A 17,964-nucleotide genomic window follows, 5' to 3' on the forward strand; every position below is an offset into this window, starting at 1 on the left:
TTTCCTTTTTTCTCTACTATGTTATCATAATCTAGACTATTGAGAAAAATAAGGTGACTCATTGTGCAAACTATAGAAATGAACAAAAAGGCAGTAGCACTTCTTGAACAATGGGACCCATTTGACGTAGGACCAAAAGCGTATGTACACGAAATCGTTGATGTCGTATCGGACTTACAACGTCTTGATCACCCAACCGACCTTGCAAAACGAATTCGGGAAATTTACGAACAATCTTATAAATTATGGATTCCAATCGAAAAGTGTGTTCAAATTTCTTATAAGCTGTTAGCGATTAAATACGAGGCGAAATGTATCGTCTGATTTTGATGTGGCTGTACCCATTTTAATACGGGTACAGTCTTTATATACAATAAAACACGAAACCTGTTGATTAACCAAAAGAAACCGGTGAATAACATGATCACTAACTGGATGCTACGTGTATAGTTTACTCTGGATTGCTTGGATTGAATGACTTCTATACGATTACCGAGATGTCTGGATATGTAGGGATACGACAAAGTCGCATCCCTACATATTTTTTTATAGAATATCATCTACTTTTTTCTTCCAAAACAACTGCGTTTTTCACTTGAATAGTGCAGGAACGTGGCAGGTAACTATTCCCAACAGAGCTACACTAGGACCCCTCAGTAAATCTGTCATGAATAGTTCGCCGAAAGCGTACCGGAAATGATCCAGTGAAAATGAAGGTCGTCAAGTCCTTCTCACCAGTATTTTATGCAGCTAAATGGTTAATCAACAGACGTGAAAAACACCCGCAAATCCAGTAACTGGATTTGCGGGTGTTTGCAGTACCATTAAAGTCCGAAAATCGATACGATGAAAATGACGATGATGGCGACAGGTGCGGCATACCTGACAAGGAATTTCCAAAGGCTGTTCATCACAGGATGCATGCGCAGCTCGTCGTCTGTTTGTGATTTCGTCAACACAAAGCCCGCGAATATCGAAACGAATAACGCACCTAAAGGCATACCGATTTTGCTCGTCAATGTGTCTGCAAAGTCAAAGATGGAACCGCCGAATATTTTCACGTCAGACAGGACACCGAATGACAGCGCACTTGGAATACCAACGATGAAGATAAGAATTCCAAATACCCATGCAGCACGTTTTCTACGCTCGATTTTCTCGCGGATCCCACTAGACACGACAATTTCAAGCATCGCAATCGATGAAGTAAGTGTAGCGAAAAGCATCAAGATGAAGAAAATAATCATAAACATATTGCCAAACGGAATCTGGCTAAAAATGGCTGGTAAAACGACGAAAATTAGCCCCGGTCCTTCTTCAGGTGAATGGCCGAGTGCGAACACTGCGGGAAATATAACAATACCAGCTAAAATTGAAATGGTAATATTTAAAATCGCAACGTTCATTGCCGATTGCCCTAACTTTTCTTCTTTCGGTAAATAAGATGCATAGGTCATCATTGCTGTCACCCCAACGCTCAGTGAGAAGAAAGCTTGACCAAGTGCAAGTAAAAACGTAGAACCTGTCAAGTGAGACCAATCAGGCACAAATAGGAATCGAACACCTTCCATTGCACCATCCAATGTTAATGAACGGATTGCAAGAATGATGAAGAATATGAACAGCATTGGCATCATCCACCTGCTCGCCCGCTCAATACCTCCCTTAATACCACTTTGTACAATCCAAATTGTCAGCCCCATGAACACGGCCTGAGCAAATAGAACTTCTACTGGATTGGCGATGATTGTATTGAAAAGATCGCCATGATTCGTAGCATCGAGTTTGAAGAAAATAGCTCGTGTTAAATAGGAAAGAATCCAACCCCCGACCACGCTATAAAATGACAGGAGAATGAATGAAACTGCAAGTCCCATCCAGCCAATCAAAGGCCACTTTTTACCTGGCGCCAATCGTTTTAGTGATGTAATTGCATCAGCCTGACCCATACGTCCGATGACGAACTCTGCAAGCAAAATTGGAAGTCCGATTGCAATTGTACAAATAATGAACAGTAGAATGAAAACACTTCCGCCGTTCATCCCTACCATGTATGGGAATTTCCATATTGCACCGAGTCCGATCGCACTGCCGGCAGCAGCGAGAACGAAACCAATTTTTGACGACCATTGATCACGTTGTTTCATAGATATTCACTCATTTCATTAGGATACAGATTTTCTAATTGTACACTAACTAAAAACGAATACCATGGTAATTTGAAACAAATTACGATGTCAATCTATCTTTGGTATAATTGAAATAATTAGACATTTTGTAATGAAGGAGTGGGTTGCCTGTGGAAGAATCTGAGTTGATGCAAAAGGTGAGAGCTGGAGAGAAGGATGCTTTTGAAAAATGGATGGACATTTATTCAGGAGACATTGAACGTTTCGTCATCCAGTATGGTTGTACGTTAAAACAGGCAGCTGATTTAGCGGAAGAAACGTTTAGAAATTTACATAACCAGTTAGATTCCATTAGCAATGAAGAGTCGCTTGTGTGCACGTTATATAAAAAGGCATTAAAAAGTCTAGCATTTGTTCAACAAACTGATGCACCGAATGAAACGCTATTTCCTTTTGAAGAGGATCAGGAATTGCATGACCAGATTGTAAACCTTGAAATGGGATATAAAGTACCGTTCATTCTTTCACAATTCCACAAGCTGGATGATTCAGAGATTGTGAAAATTACAGACACCTCCCTAGAAACAGTTGAACAAGCTATCACGGTGGCATTCCGTGATTTGGGAGATGCGCAATTGAAAAAGAGGTTGGAATTCCTCAATAAGTCATATATGCGCATGAAGTCTTCATTCAGAAAAGAGCAGGTTTTTGCAAAGCCTCAACAGGAGATACGGACAACTGAGAAATTGAAACAAACAATATCAAAGAAGGCCATGATTTCCTGGATTGCCGGAATCATAGTGCTGCTGTCGCTTGTAATAATTCCTATAGTTACAGGGGAAGAATACAAAAAAACTTCAGCTGAAAAATATGTAGAACGGTTGAAGGAGTCATTTGAGCAAGAAATAGGGGGCCGCTATTCTGAACTGGGCCTTATTGAATCGACCGAGGAAGACAAACTTGACTATAACTATATATGGTATGGCAATCAAGCACGCGCTGATTTTGAGTCGATGATAAAAAGATATGAGGGCGTTATTGACAAAACTGGTACTTTGAATAAAAAGAAGATAGAGGATGAGTATGGAAAAATAATTAACAAATTGGAATTACCATCTGAAATGGCTAACCGATTAGTAAAAAAACCGCTTGCGAACGATAAAGCGAAAAGTGGAGAATTCATGAAGGGCTATTTGGAAAAGTATGACGTACTCCAACAAGCTTATTTCATGACATTTATCAAACATGAACAGATTACCGCAGATGCAATCGCTAACGAATCTTTTGCTGCCGATAAGTTTATTCAGAAGAAAGATACATATCCTGAAGACTTGCAACAAGCATTAGATGGGATGATTAAACAAAACATCTATCCAACTTTTATTAAGGGATTTGGCACATTAGCTCCAAGTTACGGTAAGAATGACTTCAGCGCAAAGATTCGATCTTCAATCCACGAAGATTTTGGTGGTTTTTTCACATTATTGGAATCTGCACCTTTCGTATCGTATCCGGGACTAGCGCATTCCTTAGAAGACTCGGTTGATTTTTTATTGGACATGGAAAAAACATTGTTGTCAACAACTATCAATGATGAAAAGACTAACATGCTCAGTTGGACTTACAACGAACTCTTTTATGTAATCGTCGGGGCGGCGGAACTTGATCGTATATTCGGCACTGATGGCAAGGTGAAAACGGAGTTTCGCGAAGGATGGGAACGAATCGCTTCTGCCGGTGAAGGCTCTCCAGCAGCTTATATTATGCACATGATCATCTCCGAAATGGAAGCAACAGATTGGACGGATTCAAAAAGCCTCAATCGTTTAGGAGTATATGACGTTCATCAAGCATTGGAGCTTGCGAAAGCGGGAAAGCTTGAATCGTATAGCATAAGCGGGATTATGCAAACTGAAACGGGTATGGAAATTGTGACGCTTCCCAATCCTAGCTTTGAGAACGTAGTTCAAGAGACATATTATTCATTCTCCTTGTATCATGATCTTTCTAAACTAAAAAAAGTTAGTCCCTTGGTTATTATTGGTGTTTACTTTTACGCGAATGATCAAAAAGATCCAGAGACGATGTGGCATCTTTATAGTAAAACAAAAAATGTAGTCAAACTTGAAGAATTCGTTGATGAATGGAGTCAATTTGATATAGATCTTTATAGTCTCGATAGTCTGCAATTTGATGGTAGCGAAGAAACGGCGGGGTCAATCGGATTTCAGCGTGGAAATACTCATTCTGTAGGTACACAGATGGCTTTGAATGAAGATTTCGTATGGGAAATCGAGCATATTATTTTAAATCCGATGTTTTTTGAATAAGGGGATGACTTCGTACATGGAAGAATCTGAGTGGATTGAAAAAGTGGGAAATGGGGATCCTGTAGCATTTGCAGAGTGGATGGACATTTACTCATGTGACATTGAACGGTTTGCATTTCAGTACGGCTGTTCTCCAGAACAAGCTGGCGAAGTGGCTGAGGACACATTTAGAGAAGTAGTTCAGCAAATGAAAACTTATGTAAATGAAGACGGTGTACAGCTTGAATTATATAAAATAGCGATTAAAAAGTTCTCGGATTTTGAATTGATTAGTCCAATTCCGAGTAGCATTTTGACCTTTGAAGAAGACGAACAGCTACATCATCAGATTATCCAGTTAACGAGTGAAGAGAAGCTCGCGCTCATTCTATCTCAGTTTCATGGCATGAATGACGAAGAAGTGGCATTGATTATAGGAATTCCAGTTGATGATGCAAGGCGTAGACTCACTGCTGCCTTCGATCAACTTGAAGGAGGGAATTTGGAAAAAAGGCTTGGATTTCTCGGTAAATCCTATAGGCGGATCCGTTCTTCATTCAGAAAAGAAATGGTTTTTCAGGGCCCAGTTGAAAGTCTGATAGAAGTTCGAATTGAAAAGAAATCAATGACAAAGAAGGCTCTTTTTTCATGGATTGCTGGCGTTAGTCTACTGATTATCCTGCTTACAATTTCAGTCGTGACAAGCGAAGAATATAAGAGGTCTTCCGATGAAAAGTACCTAGCACGCTTGAAAACTTCTTTTGAAAATGAAATGGCAACAAAGTACATGACACTAGGACTCGTTGAACCTAAAGGGGAAGAGCAAGAATTCTACAGTGACATGTTTGGGTATGACGAACGTCAACAGTTTGAGGGAGTAACGAAGAAAATTCAAGAGCAACTAACTAACAATGAAAAGATAAATAGAAAAAATGTGCAAGAACAGTACGGAGAAATTATGGGGAATTTGGAACTCCCTTCAGAAATGGTTGCTAAGCTGTTAAAAAAACCATTATCGGATGACAGAGCTAGTAGTGAGGTGTTTATAAAAGCGTATATAAATAAAGTCAATTGGATTAGTGATTTGTATAGGGTTGCGTTATACGAACATAAAGGAGTAATTATTGAAAAAGTTGAAAATGGAACGATAGATGTTGAAGAACTTCTTCAGAAGAAAAATACATACCCAGAAGAAATTAGAACAGTTTTGGGAACAATGGGAGACCAAAACATTGGGCTTGTCAAAGAATCTGAATGGGATTATTTCCATCCTATATATCTGGAAAATGAAGTGGGTTTGGCAATAAGAGATTCAATTCATGAAGATTTTAGAGGGTATTTGACATTTTTGGGAACGAATCCATTTAATTATTTGGCAATTCAATCGGGATCCACACTTCAACAAACCGTAGATTACATCGTAGAACTAGAGAATACATTGCTTGTTGATCAACAAGAGGATCAATTATATCAAAATGTGCTGGGTTATTATAACAATGTATTTTATGATAGGTTTATTTTAAATGAAGATGGTCGGTTAACGGGGAGTGATGGGAAGTTGAAAAAAGAGTACCGTTTAGCTTGGGAGAAACTTGCTAACACGGGAGAAAACTCTCCGTCGGCATATATTATGCAACAAATCGTGAAAGAAATGGAAGAGAGTGACTGGGAGACATCAGATAGTTTAGAACGGCTAGAGTACCATCATCTTTATGATGCTGTTGGTTTTGCTAAAAGGGGGGACTTACAATTATTTACTCTTGAAAGTGTAATGCAAGAAAGCGATAACGAAGTGGCTGTCAATAATCCGGAGTACATTCAAGAAGTCGAGAGGACATATGTGAAATTCACTAAGGGACATCGGCTGAATGCTTTGGTTGGCGTTAAGCCAGTAGTCATACTCGGTGTCTATTTGTATGCAAACGAACAAGAGGATCCAAAGACGATGTGGCATCTGACTAATCGTGAATCTCTTTCGCTTACATTGAAAGAGTACGTTACTACTTGGAGGAAGCAAGAATATCAAATAGAAAAAGCTGACATTTTGGTAGAGGAGATAGGGAGCAATGTATTAAACGGGGTTCCTCTTACGCCAATTAGCTATGAGTACAAAGCGGATTTCGTCTATGATGGTTGGCTAATTTTGGATGAAGGGACTGGAGCATGGTTGATTGAAACAGCACCTAAAGTCATTGTTAAGCAGTGATTGTGTATGGCTAACAGACTGCCAAATTTTTGCTTGCCCTCTATAAACATGATATAATTTTAAGTGGCCTTAAGGGCAGAATCGATAACAAAATAGATTGGGAGCTGTTTTAAATGGCGCGAAAATATGAAGTAGGCGAAGAGTTTTCGGGCAAAGTGACAGGTATCCAGCCGTATGGTGCATTTGTTGCACTCGATGGTGAAACACAAGGACTTGTACACATATCTGAAATCACATACGGATTCGTAAAAGACATTAATGAATATCTAACTGTGGGGCAAGAGGTCCAAGTGAAAGTACTGGAAGTCGACGAAGCTGCAGGTAAGATTAGTCTATCAATTCGTGCTCTTCAAGAAGCACCGGCTGCAACACGAAAAGAAGACCATCCGCGCAAGTCACTGCAAGCGCGTGTTGACGAAAGTGATGCAGAAGGATTCAATTCATTGAAAGACAAACTTCAAGACTGGATCGAAAAGTCTGGGCAGTAAAGAAAAGCGGAGGCGGCCGCTCAGACGCGACAGGCATAAGCAGACCTGCGAAACGGCGTACTTTGCCGTGCAGCTGGGCTGCTTATGACCCGAGCGTTTGGCCGCTGAAGCTGGACAGTAATGGAACGCAGCCAAAGTTCGCGACGTCCTGTCGCAATGGCTGCATGACCCACATCCTGTAGCTAGACAATAAAAAGTGAGGAAAAAGGCATAATGGCCTTTTTCCTCACTTTTTTAGTTTCCGCAGTCGGTACTGCAAATTCTGCCTGCTCATACCAAGCGCATTTGCAGTTTTTGTGACGTTCTTATCATTGAGTTTCATCGCTTTTTGTAAGTAATAGGCTTCCGCTTCACGCAGAAACTGTTCAAGCGGTAGTAGCTCTTTGCCAGGTTGGACTATGAAATCAGCAGCTTGCGTCGGTTCGTCGGTGATATCCGCGCTTTTCATCCTGAAATGGAATGGAAGCAAATCATAGGTAATGGCAGTCTCGGTCATCGCTAGAGAAGAGATTTCGTCGAGAAGAAACTCGAGCTCCCGGGTATTTCCAGGCCATTCATACCCGAGGAAAAGATGTTCAACTTCGGGTGTAATATCTTTAAGTGTGGAACCGTAGCGTTCATTGCGCCGTTCCAAATAAGCAGAAATGAACGGTAATATATCTTCTTTTCGTTTTCGCAGAGGCGGAATTCGAATTGTAAATGAAGCAAAGAAATAATATAAGTCTTTTAATAATGTGCCCGAAGCGATTAATTCGACAGGGTCATCCCCGATACTTGCGATGAATTGCTTATTACTGTTAGGTGATTTCAAAAGAATCGATAGCAATTTTTGCTGTAATGGAATGGATAATAAATCGATTCTTTCACAAAATAATGTAAGAGGATCCTCTACATTTAAATCTTTATCTAAGCGTCCTATAAGGATTGGGTCTGAACTATGACAGAACAGGGTATAGAGTACGGTGCTGGAAGGTGATAATTCATTATGTATGCTTTCAGCGATAAGATCCTTACCTGTACCTGTTTCACCGATTAACAATACCGGTAATTTTGCTTTCGCTGCTTTTTTTGCAGTCGCAATAACCACTTTCATAGGCGGGGAGGAAGCAATTATTTGATTGAATGTTACAGGATCACTACTTTTTCGAAATGGCTGAAGAACGAATTTTTCGAGAGCTGTTACGTCACGGGCTAATTCAACAGCTCCAATGAGAGTTTGTTGGTTAAAGATTGGATATGTGTCATTAATGGATGTGATTTCTGTACCTTTTCGGTTCCAGTACGTTTGTTTTACATTTAATTGTTCTTTGCCGCTTTGCAAAACTTTTAACAGTGTACTTTCTTCTTGGTCGAAATTGAAAAGTTCTAAAATTGAACGATCACCCACATCTTCGAGTGCAAGTCCTTCGATTTCTTTCATCTTTTCATTATAGATGACAGTTCGACCATTGTTGTCAACGGCATGTATACCAACCGCGGCACGACGCACTGCAAACTCATAAAAAGGGAAGAGTGAATCGTCTATATTCTTCAAAATAATCACCTTCCAAATACTTTTTTTGAAAAACTAATGAATAATGCTTGATATCTGCAACAATCTTTTGCATTATTATATATGTAATCAATTACTAAGTGCAAATAATATTTGCGTTTCATAATTAAAGAGGAGGAATAATATGATTCCATATAAACACGAACCATTCACAGATTTCACGGTAGAAGAGAATAAACAAGCTTTCCTTGAAGCTTTAAAGCAAGTTGAAGGATACCTTGGTCAAGACTATCCACTTATTATTGGTGGAGAGCGCATCATGACTGAAGAAAAGTTAGTATCAAGAAACCCTGCAAACAAAGAAGAAGTAATCGGTAGCGTTTCTAAAGCAAGCAAAGACCTTGCTGAAAAAGCGATGAAAATTGCTGACGAAACATTCAACACGTGGAAGAAAGTTAAACCTGAATTCCGCGCAGACGTATTATTCAAAGCTGCTGCAATCATCCGCCGCCGCAAACACGAATTCTCAGCATTACTTACTAAAGAAGCAGGTAAACCTTGGAATGAAGCAGATGCTGATACAGCTGAAGCAATCGATTTCCTAGAGTTCTATGCGCGCAAAATGCTTGAACTTAAAAATGGTATCCCTGTTGAAAGCCGTCCAGGCGAATTCAACCGTTTTGACTACATTCCTCTTGGAGTTGGCGTTATCATCTCTCCATGGAACTTTGCATTCGCAATCATGGCGGGAACGACAGTTGCTGCTCTTGTAACAGGAAATACAGTACTTCTTAAACCTGCATCGACAACACCAGTTGTTGCATACAAATTCATCGAAGTACTTGAAGAAGCGGGCATGCCAACAGGCGTTGTCAACTACATCCCAGGTTCTGGTGCTGAAGTGGGCGACTATCTAGTTGATCACCCAAGAACACGCTTTGTGTCATTCACTGGTTCACGTGAAGTAGGAACACGCATCTACGAACGCGCGGCTAAAGTGAACGAAGGCCAAATCTGGTTGAAACGCGTTATCGCTGAAATGGGCGGTAAAGATACAATTGTTGTTGATAATGAAGCAGATCTAGAACTTGCTGCACAATCAATCGTGAAATCTGCATTCGGATTCAGTGGACAGAAATGTTCAGCTTGTTCACGTGCGATCATTCACGAAGACGTTTATGACCAAGTTGTTGAACGTGTTGGCGTATTGACAAAAGAATTGACGTACGGTGATCCAACTGAGCTATCAAACTTCACTGGCCCAGTAATCGATCAAGCGTCATTCGACAAAGTTATGAGCTACATCGAAATCGGTAAAACAGAAGGTCGTTTAATCGCAGGAGGAACAGGCGACAGCTCGAAAGGATTCTTCGTTGCACCAACGGTTATTGCGGATCTTGATCCAAAAGCGCGCGTTATGCAAGAAGAAATCTTTGGCCCAGTTGTCGGTTTGTCGAAAGCGAAGAGCTTCACTGAAGCTATCGAATTTGCAAACAACACGGATTACGGCCTAACTGGCGCTGTCATCACAAACAACCGTCATCACATCGAACAAGCTCGTGAAGATTTCCATGTAGGTAACTTGTACTTCAACCGTAATTGCACTGGTGCAATCGTTGGTTACCAACCGTTTGGTGGATTCAACATGTCGGGGACAGATTCAAAAGCTGGCGGACCGGATTACCTACAACTTCATATGCAAGGTAAAACAACTTCAGAAACACTATAAGAAAAGCGTAAGCGCCTTGGTAGACCCGAAAAGCGCTGGAGGGCCTGAAGATAAATGCGCTCTTTGCCTTTAACTTAAGGACTGAAGCGACTCGAGGAGCTAGGCGCTGGAGCTAGACACTGATTTATCAGACCCATCTATTTGGGTGGGTCTGTCTTTACATATAAAGGGGAGGGAAATGTATGTCGGTATCAGAAAAAGTAATTGTTCAAACGGAGAAATTTGGGGCAAACAACTATCATCCACTGCCAATCGTTATTTCTGAGGCACAAGGGGTTTGGGTAAAAGATCCTGAAGGTAATAAATTTATGGATATGCTTTCCGCGTATTCAGCAGTAAACCAGGGGCATCGTCATCCGAAAATTATTCAAGCATTGAAAGACCAAGCTGATAAAGTAACGCTTACTTCCCGTGCTTTCCACAATGACCAACTTGGTCCATGGTATGAAAAGATTTGTGAACTGTCAGGCAAAGAAATGGCACTTCCTATGAACACAGGAGCTGAAGCTGTTGAAACAGCTATTAAAGCAGCACGCCGCTGGGCTTATGACGTTAAAGGGATCGCAGAAGACCAAGCAGAAATCATTGCGTGTGAAGGCAACTTCCATGGTCGTACAATGACAGCTGTTTCACTATCTTCAGATGCTGAATATAAACGTGGATTTGGTCCAATGCTTCCAGGCATCGACCTTATTCCCTACGGAGATATCAAAGCACTTGAAGCAGCAATTACACCAAATACTGCTGCATTCCTTATCGAACCGATTCAAGGTGAAGCAGGTATTATTATTCCGCCAGCAGGTTATATGAAAGCAGCACGTGAACTTTGTAAAAAGAATAACGTTCTATTTATTGCAGATGAAATTCAAGCCGGCCTGTGCCGTACTGGAAAAATGTTTGCATGTGAATGGGAAGACATGGATCCGGATATGTATATCCTAGGTAAAGCACTAGGTGGCGGCGTATTCCCAATATCTTGTGTACTTGCTGACAAATCTGTTCTTGGTGTATTCAATCCAGGATCACACGGTTCAACTTTTGGTGGAAATCCTATGGCCTGTGCAGTATCAATCGCGTCTTTAGAAGTGCTGGAAGAAGAAGAACTGGCGAAAAAATCTCTTGAACTCGGAAATTATTTCATGGAAGAGTTAAAGAAAATTGAACATCCGTCGATTAAAGAAGTACGCGGACGCGGATTGTTCATAGGTGTTGAGTTAACTGAAGCTGCTCGTCCATATTGTGAAGAGTTGAAAGAGCTTGGATTACTATGTAAAGAAACACACGATACAGTGATTCGTTTTGCTCCGCCACTCATTATCACAAAAGAAGAATTGGACTGGGCAATAGGTAAAATTAAAAAAGTTTTCGTTAACTAAAATACTTAACAATATAAGTGTCCGATATGTTACAATATATGCATAGAAAACATTATGAATCAAAGAGGCGAATCATTAAATGACTGAAAACCTGAATCTGTTTACGTCTACACAAGCTCTTTTTAAAGATGCACTTGATAAACTAGGCTACGATGAAGGAATGTACGAACTTCTAAAAGAACCACTTCGTATGATTGAAGTACGTATTCCTATAAAAATGGACGATGGCAAAGTAAAAGTCTTCACGGGTTACCGTGGACAGCATAACGATGCAGTTGGACCAACAAAAGGTGGCGTACGATATCACCCGCAAGTAACGTTAGAAGAAGTAAAAGCACTTTCTATGTGGATGACATTAAAAGCTGGCATCGTCGACCTACCATATGGCGGCGGTAAAGGTGCAATCGTTTGTGATCCACGTGAAATGTCTATGGGTGAACTTGAACGACTAAGCCGCGGTTATGTCCGTGCCTTAAGCCAAGTAATGGGACCTAACAAAGATATCCCAGCTCCAGACGTCTTCACAAATGCGCAAATAATGGCATGGATGATGGATGAATATAGCCGTATTGACGAATTCAACTCACCTGGCTTCATTACAGGTAAACCAATCGTTCTTGGTGGATCGCAAGGTCGTGACCGTGCGACTGCCGAAGGGGTAACAATCATTATCGAGGAAGCGGCGAAACGTCGTGGAATTGATATGAAAGGTGCACGTATCGTAATTCAAGGTTTCGGAAACGCGGGTAGCTTCCTATCTAAGTTCCTTCATGATGCTGGCGCGAAAGTAATCGGAATTTCCGATGCTTATGGTGCCCTTCATGATCCAGAGGGTCTTGATATCGATTACTTACTAGACCGTCGCGATAGCTTCGGAACAGTAACTACACTTTTCGATAACACGATTTCGAACCAAGAATTACTTGAACTCGATTGCGATATTCTTGTGCCTGCGGCAATCTCTAATCAGATTACTGAAAAAAATGCACATAATATCAAAGCAACGATTGTTGTTGAAGCAGCAAATGGGCCGACTACAACTGAAGGAACTAGAATTCTTAAAGAACGTGGAATTCTACTTGTTCCCGATGTTCTTGCAAGTGCGGGCGGCGTAACAGTTTCATACTTTGAGTGGGTCCAAAACAACATGGGCTACTATTGGACTGAAGAAGAAGTGCGCGAAAAAATGACGAAAAAAATGGTTGAAGCATTTGAGAACGTATATACAACTGCGGAAACTCGTAATATCGACATGCGCCTAGCAGCATATATGATTGGTGTTCGTAAAACTGCGGAAGCATCACGTTTCCGTGGTTGGGCATAATCAAAACAATAAAGGCATCTCCCGGTTTAAACGGGAGATGCCTTTATACTTTTTCAGGAACCGAAACAATTACCTCATCGTGATCCTGCCGCTGATTAAATAGCAAGCCAAGGTTGATGAGACCTGAAACTCCTATGATGATATAAATAAATCGTGCGAGCGGTTCCGCGGAACCACCTGCGAATTGTGCAACAACGTCGAAACGGAATATTCCTGCTACTCCCCAATTGAGTGCACCGATAATTGTCAGTGCTAGAGCTATTTTATGAACTTTACTCATTTTGCAACACCTCCTTAAATTACTATGCCCAGAAGACTGATTTTCATACGCGCACCTTTATTTTTGCAAAATGGTTTATTGTTTCGGATAATGAAAGAATAAAGGGAGGCAATATAGAATGAATGAATTTGTATTCCATAATCCAGTTAAGCTTATTTTTGGAAAAGGCCAACTTCAGAAATTATCACAAGAACTAGCGAATTACGGTAAAAAGGTGCTTGTCGTTTATGGGGGCGGCAGCATCAAGAGAAATGGTCTATATGATGAAGTAATGGCGATTTTAAAAGAGAATGATATGGAGGTACATGAACTTTCAGACGTTGAGCCAAATCCGCGTGTGTCAACTGCGCGAAAGGGTGCGGAGATTTGTAAGGAAAAAGACATCGACGTTATCTTAGCAGTTGGCGGAGGATCAGTTATCGACTGTGTAAAACTTATTGCATCGGCAGCGAAATATGAAGGTGATGCATGGGATCTTGTAACAAGGAAAGCGTTCGCGGAAGATGCAATCCCATTTGGTACAGTTTTGACACTTGCAGCAACAGGTTCGGAAATGAATGCCGGATCTGTTATTACTAATGAAGAAACGGAAGAGAAATATGGATGGGGCGGTCCGTTTAATTACCCGAAATTCTCTATTCTTGACCCAACCTATACATTATCTGTACCCAAAGACCAGACGATTTATGGGATTGTTGATATGATGTCCCATATTTTTGAACAATACTTCAATAATGCAAAGAACACGCCTGTACAAGATGAGATGTGTGAAGGTGTGCTACGTGCAATAATGGATAATGCACCAAAGCTTGTCGAAGACTTGGAGAATTATGATTTACGTGAGACGATTTTATTTGCGGGTACTATAGCGTTGAATGGCTTCCTTCAAATGGGCTATCAAGGAGACTGGGCGTCACATGATATCGAACATGCTGTGTCCGCGGTTTATGATATCCCGCACGCAGGTGGGCTTGCGATTCTTTTCCCACATTGGATGAATCATAATGTTAACGTTAATCCTGCGCGATTTGCCAAGCTTGCTGTCAACGTATTTGGAGTTGCACCAGAAGGTAAGACGCAGGATGAGGTCGCGTTTGAAGGGATCGCACGTCTAAGAGCATTTTGGACGTCTATTGGAGCGCCTGAAACGCTTGCCCATTATGACATCGATGATTCGAAACTGGATTTGATGGCAGAAAAAGCAACAGTCAACGGGCCACTTGGGCAATTCAGCAATCTAAATAAAGAGGATGTACTATCAATTTTAAAAGCTTCATTATAAGAGAATTAAAAACGTCACGCCGGGGTTATCTCCGGCGTGACGTTTTTGTTATTCAGGGAATTTTGAACCGAATTGCTTAATTGCATCAGTGGAATTGGACCTTTTCCATGTTGACACACCGTCATCTTCATCAAAAGAAATTAAAACGTCCTGTACACCTTTTTGATTGAGGATAATAGTCATGAGTCGGTCCCGCACATCGTCGACATAGGCGACTGTATGGGATGGGTCAACTTCTGCGACAATTTCAACATGAAGGAATTCGCCTTCTTTGATAACTTCAATACGTTGAATATCTTTTACATCGGGATCTTCAGCAACGAGTAGGGAAATGTGATTGAGCATTTCCTCGTCCGTTTCCCCGATTGCACCACGTGCATTTTCGAGAAATACTTTACCAACCACATAGAACATCATCATACCAATCATAATGGATGCAATGCCTTCCGCTACAAGTAGCCCAAGGAAATGAGCCAACAGGACAGCGAAAAATGCGAGAAGTCCGCCTAGTGTTGCGACAAAATCTTCCATGAATACGAGTTTTGTTGCGGGTTTAGCACGATTGAGGTTTTTAAAACCTAGTGTAATGGGAGCCATCCCACCTTTATCAATCCCTGCTTCATGAAGTATCTCTTTACCCGCCTTGTAAAGTACAATGCATTCCAAAATGATACCTATACCAAGAACAGAGAGATTTATAATTAAATTTCTCATTCCGCCTGACTCAGATGGATTTACGATATGATGCCACCCGCCTATGATAGCCTCATAGGACATGATTCCAACTATAATGACAGCGCCCAGACAAACTAAATTTACGACACGGCCGAATCCATTAGGATATTTCGGGGTGGGTGCTTTTTTCGAAAGAGCAGAACCAACGAAAACGAAAAACTGGTTCGCTGCATCACCAAATGAGTGCATCATTTCTGCAAACATAGCCACATTTCCAGTGAAGAAGAATGCAATGGCTTTTAAACAAGCGATTACTGTGTTAACAATTGCTGCGAGTAGTGAGGGCTTGTTGCCTTCTTTTAAAAGTTTTAGTATGTCTCTCATAATTTTCCTCCGTTATGGGAATATTTCGATTTCAACCGATTCGATATAAGGTAGTGTCGACAACTCGATATACAAATTAGACGTATGTCTTTTGGGAAGTGCTGAGATTCGAAAATGAAGTTCGTGCTGTACTTGAAGATCCCTTGATAGAATTTGCCGAATCCGCAAATTCTCGATTGTCATGCTTTCTATCTTCAGGTAAGTAATGAGATCTTCAATCTTTGATTTGTCCGATAACACTACAATGAAGGAAGCTTCTTTTGTACGAAGTCTCTTTGGCCCCAATTTATCAAGTGCAGGTGCAAGGACTTCGATGACAAACATCACGGCTAGTACAGCAAACGCAGCTTCAATATAAAAACCGGCCCCAACAGCAATCCCGATACTTGCCGCTCCCCAAATCATAGCTGCCGTCGTTAACCCAGTAATGCTGTCATTACCTCTACGCAGGATGGCTCCAGCTCCGAGGAATCCGATACCGCTGACAATTTGGGCAGCTAAGCGGAGCGGATCCATCGTTACGTTAATATCATTCCGCGCTGGAACGAGATAAGCTGCTTCTATAGAGACGACAGTCAGAAGGCAGCTAAAAGTGGCGATAACAGCACTCGTTTTTAATCCAATCGGTTTCTTCTTTATTTCCCTCTCCACACCAATAACTAAACTTAAAACTAAAGCGAGCGTGATTTTAATTAACACTTCGGGATACATCGCTTCATTTGCAATCCAAGTCATAATCGTTCCCCCCTAGTAATGTCCTCTCTTAATTACCATGTTATACTTACAACTATCTATTGTCTAAAAAGATAGAGATGTACCTAATTCCTTTTGAAAGAGATGTGTTAGAAATGGAAAAGCCTCGAATTCATCCGTATATCCCAATTATTATAGGAGTGATATCAGTAGCACTATCGGCGATATTCGTGAAACTCGCCACAGCAGATGCTGGTGTGATTGCATTTTATAGAATGTTCTTCTCTGTGCTAATTATGTTACCGCTCTTTCTTATGAAGTATAGGAAGGAAGTATTGACGCTCAGTAAAAAAGATTGGATCTTTTCGGCAATTGCCGGAGTATTTTTAGCCTTTCACTTCATTCTATGGTTCGAGTCATTAAATTACACATCGGTTGCTAGTTCAACGGTGTTAGTTACCTTACAGCCCATATTTGCTTTTGTAGGAACGTACTTCTTCTTTAAAGAGAAGTTATCGTTCAAAACAATTTTATCTGCTTTGATTGCTGTAACGGGAAGTGTAATCATTAGCTGGGGAGACTTCAAGCTGAGTGGCACTGCTTTTTATGGAGATATGTTGGCGTTAATTGCATGTGCGCTTATTACTACCTATCTGCTATTCGGACAAGATGTACGTAAACGTCTTTCTCTTATTACATATACATTTGTTGTTTATTCGATAAGCACAATTACGTTGTTCTTCTATGTTCTCATCAAAGGGGAGTCATTTGGCCCTTATCCAGGATCTGATTGGTTCTGGTTTATAATGCTCGCACTCATACCGAATCTGTTAGGGCATACACTTTTCAACTGGGCCATTAAGTGGGTAAGTACCAACGTTATATCTATAGGTATACTATTTGAGCCAGTTGGAGCTGCAATCTTGGCGTTCTATGTCTTTGATGAAACCTTATCCATATCCCAAATTGCCGGCGGAATGGTTGTGATAGCGGGGATAGTGCTCTTTGTAATTGATGGTGAAAAGTTGCGGAATAAATTCTTTTCGAAAAAGGCTTGATTTCTTATAACGTTCTGTAGTATATTAATACATGTCCTCAGGGAGCGAGAAACATCAGCGAAAAAGAAATTGAAATAAAATGTTGACTCGTTCCGGAAGAGATGTTATATTAAATGATGTTGCGCTTTAAATATTGTTTAAACAACGAAAAAAGAAATTGAAATTAGTTGTTGACAAAGAAAGCGTAAGTTGATATGATATAAGAGTTGCTGCTGAAACACTGGTAGCCAAATGAACCTTGAAAACTGAACAGCAAAACATCAATGAAATACAGCGAGAGTGCTAACGCACTTGAGCAAAACGTTTCTAACTAAGTCAGCTTCGGTTGGTTGAAAAGAAACACACACAAGAATCTTCGGATTCGAGTCAGCAAGAAATGAGCTATTCATTTTCTTCTATTATGGAGAGTTTGATCCTGGCTCAGGACGAACGCTGGCGGCATGCCTAATACATGCAAGTCGAGCGGAATGACGAGAGCTTGCTCTCTGATTTTAGCGGCGGACGGGTGAGTAACACGTGGGCAACCTGCCCTACAGATG

Annotated in this window: 14 protein-coding genes and 1 rRNA gene (1 of these 15 cut by a window edge); 10 read left to right on the forward strand and 5 right to left on the reverse strand. The window is 40.9% G+C overall.

Going from position 1 to position 17,964, the window contains the following annotated elements:
- Positions 1-63 precede the first annotated feature (63 nt).
- The gene (locus tag MKY15_RS12660; RefSeq protein ID WP_187046924.1) at positions 64-324 is read left to right on the forward strand and encodes a DUF1871 family protein; all 261 of its coding nucleotides are present in this window, start codon (positions 64-66) and stop codon (positions 322-324) included.
- A 500-nt stretch (positions 325-824) separates the two neighbouring features.
- Here the strand turns inward: MKY15_RS12660 and MKY15_RS12665 are convergent, their stop codons facing one another.
- Positions 825-2,147, reverse strand: a complete 1,323-nt coding sequence (locus MKY15_RS12665; RefSeq protein WP_187046925.1) for a sodium-dependent transporter — start codon at positions 2,145-2,147, stop codon at positions 825-827.
- A gap of 152 nt (positions 2,148-2,299) precedes the next feature.
- Between MKY15_RS12665 and MKY15_RS12670 the strand changes: the two genes are divergently transcribed.
- From MKY15_RS12670 to yugI, 3 genes are all read left to right on the forward strand, one after another.
- Complete coding sequence (locus MKY15_RS12670) at positions 2,300-4,459, forward strand: hypothetical protein (protein WP_342537688.1); 2,160 nt, start codon at positions 2,300-2,302, stop codon at positions 4,457-4,459.
- Between the two features lie 16 nt (positions 4,460-4,475).
- Positions 4,476-6,644 (forward strand): sigma-70 family RNA polymerase sigma factor, encoded by a 2,169-nt coding sequence (locus MKY15_RS12675; RefSeq protein ID WP_342537689.1) that lies wholly within the window; start codon positions 4,476-4,478, stop codon positions 6,642-6,644.
- Positions 6,645-6,757: 113 nt separating this feature from the next.
- Complete coding sequence (gene yugI, locus MKY15_RS12680) at positions 6,758-7,132, forward strand: S1 domain-containing post-transcriptional regulator GSP13 (protein ID WP_067206445.1); 375 nt, start codon at positions 6,758-6,760, stop codon at positions 7,130-7,132.
- 226 nt (positions 7,133-7,358) lie between these two features.
- Here yugI and MKY15_RS12685 read toward each other — a convergent pair whose 3' ends face one another.
- A complete protein-coding gene (locus tag MKY15_RS12685) occupies positions 7,359-8,675 on the reverse strand; it encodes a sigma 54-interacting transcriptional regulator (protein WP_335339516.1) in 1,317 nt (438 codons plus the stop codon).
- 133 nt (positions 8,676-8,808) lie between these two features.
- Between MKY15_RS12685 and pruA the strand changes: the two genes are divergently transcribed.
- The 3 genes from pruA (at position 8,809) to MKY15_RS12700 (ending at position 13,053) form a co-directional block, all read left to right on the forward strand.
- Positions 8,809-10,353 carry an L-glutamate gamma-semialdehyde dehydrogenase gene (pruA, locus tag MKY15_RS12690; RefSeq protein WP_338653339.1) on the forward strand — a complete coding sequence of 515 codons (1,545 nt, stop codon included), beginning with the start codon at positions 8,809-8,811 and terminating at the stop codon, positions 10,351-10,353.
- A gap of 182 nt (positions 10,354-10,535) precedes the next feature.
- Positions 10,536-11,729, forward strand: a complete 1,194-nt coding sequence (locus MKY15_RS12695) for an ornithine--oxo-acid transaminase (protein WP_067206454.1) — start codon at positions 10,536-10,538, stop codon at positions 11,727-11,729.
- Between the two features lie 79 nt (positions 11,730-11,808).
- Positions 11,809-13,053 (forward strand): Glu/Leu/Phe/Val dehydrogenase, encoded by a 1,245-nt coding sequence (locus tag MKY15_RS12700; protein ID WP_067206457.1) that lies wholly within the window; start codon positions 11,809-11,811, stop codon positions 13,051-13,053.
- Between the two features lie 43 nt (positions 13,054-13,096).
- On the opposite strand, the gene MKY15_RS12705 is transcribed toward MKY15_RS12700, so the two are convergent.
- Positions 13,097-13,333: a DUF378 domain-containing protein gene (locus MKY15_RS12705; RefSeq protein WP_067206459.1), complete on the reverse strand. Its 237-nt coding sequence runs from the start codon at positions 13,331-13,333 to the stop codon at positions 13,097-13,099.
- 118 nt (positions 13,334-13,451) lie between these two features.
- On the opposite strand from MKY15_RS12705, the gene MKY15_RS12710 reads away from it, so the two are divergent.
- Complete coding sequence (locus MKY15_RS12710; protein ID WP_067206462.1) at positions 13,452-14,615, forward strand: iron-containing alcohol dehydrogenase; 1,164 nt, start codon at positions 13,452-13,454, stop codon at positions 14,613-14,615.
- A gap of 48 nt (positions 14,616-14,663) precedes the next feature.
- On the opposite strand, the gene MKY15_RS12715 is transcribed toward MKY15_RS12710, so the two are convergent.
- The gene (locus MKY15_RS12715) at positions 14,664-15,674 is read right to left on the reverse strand and encodes a cation diffusion facilitator family transporter (protein ID WP_067206465.1); all 1,011 of its coding nucleotides are present in this window, start codon (positions 15,672-15,674) and stop codon (positions 14,664-14,666) included.
- A 12-nt stretch (positions 15,675-15,686) separates the two neighbouring features.
- Positions 15,687-16,409 (reverse strand): MgtC/SapB family protein, encoded by a 723-nt coding sequence (locus tag MKY15_RS12720; protein WP_067206468.1) that lies wholly within the window; start codon positions 16,407-16,409, stop codon positions 15,687-15,689.
- 113 nt (positions 16,410-16,522) lie between these two features.
- Between MKY15_RS12720 and MKY15_RS12725 the strand changes: the two genes are divergently transcribed.
- Complete coding sequence (locus MKY15_RS12725; RefSeq protein ID WP_067206471.1) at positions 16,523-17,425, forward strand: DMT family transporter; 903 nt, start codon at positions 16,523-16,525, stop codon at positions 17,423-17,425.
- A 397-nt stretch (positions 17,426-17,822) separates the two neighbouring features.
- Positions 17,823-17,964: ribosomal RNA gene (locus tag MKY15_RS12730) — 16S ribosomal RNA — on the forward strand; it runs 1,410 nt beyond the window's last position.

The organism is Sporosarcina sp. FSL K6-1540, assembly GCF_038620285.1.
GTDB lineage: Bacteria > Bacillota > Bacilli > Bacillales_A > Planococcaceae > Sporosarcina > Sporosarcina psychrophila.

Bases quoted from the DNA above. Each gene is read 5' to 3' on its own strand.
- MKY15_RS12665 (WP_187046925.1), bottom strand. From the start codon at position 2,147: ATGAAACAACGTGATCAATGGTCGTCAAAAATTGGTTTCGTTCTCGCT.
- MKY15_RS12675 (WP_342537689.1), top strand. From the start codon at position 4,476: ATGGAAGAATCTGAGTGGATTGAAAAAGTGGGAAATGGGGATCCTGTA.
- yugI (WP_067206445.1), top strand. From the start codon at position 6,758: ATGGCGCGAAAATATGAAGTAGGCGAAGAGTTTTCGGGCAAAGTGACA.
- pruA (WP_338653339.1), top strand. From the start codon at position 8,809: ATGATTCCATATAAACACGAACCATTCACAGATTTCACGGTAGAAGAG.
- MKY15_RS12695 (WP_067206454.1), top strand. From the start codon at position 10,536: ATGTCGGTATCAGAAAAAGTAATTGTTCAAACGGAGAAATTTGGGGCA.
- MKY15_RS12700 (WP_067206457.1), top strand. From the start codon at position 11,809: ATGACTGAAAACCTGAATCTGTTTACGTCTACACAAGCTCTTTTTAAA.
- MKY15_RS12705 (WP_067206459.1), bottom strand. From the start codon at position 13,333: ATGAGTAAAGTTCATAAAATAGCTCTAGCACTGACAATTATCGGTGCA.
- MKY15_RS12710 (WP_067206462.1), top strand. From the start codon at position 13,452: ATGAATGAATTTGTATTCCATAATCCAGTTAAGCTTATTTTTGGAAAA.
- MKY15_RS12715 (WP_067206465.1), bottom strand. From the start codon at position 15,674: ATGAGAGACATACTAAAACTTTTAAAAGAAGGCAACAAGCCCTCACTA.
- MKY15_RS12720 (WP_067206468.1), bottom strand. From the start codon at position 16,409: ATGACTTGGATTGCAAATGAAGCGATGTATCCCGAAGTGTTAATTAAA.
- MKY15_RS12725 (WP_067206471.1), top strand. From the start codon at position 16,523: ATGGAAAAGCCTCGAATTCATCCGTATATCCCAATTATTATAGGAGTG.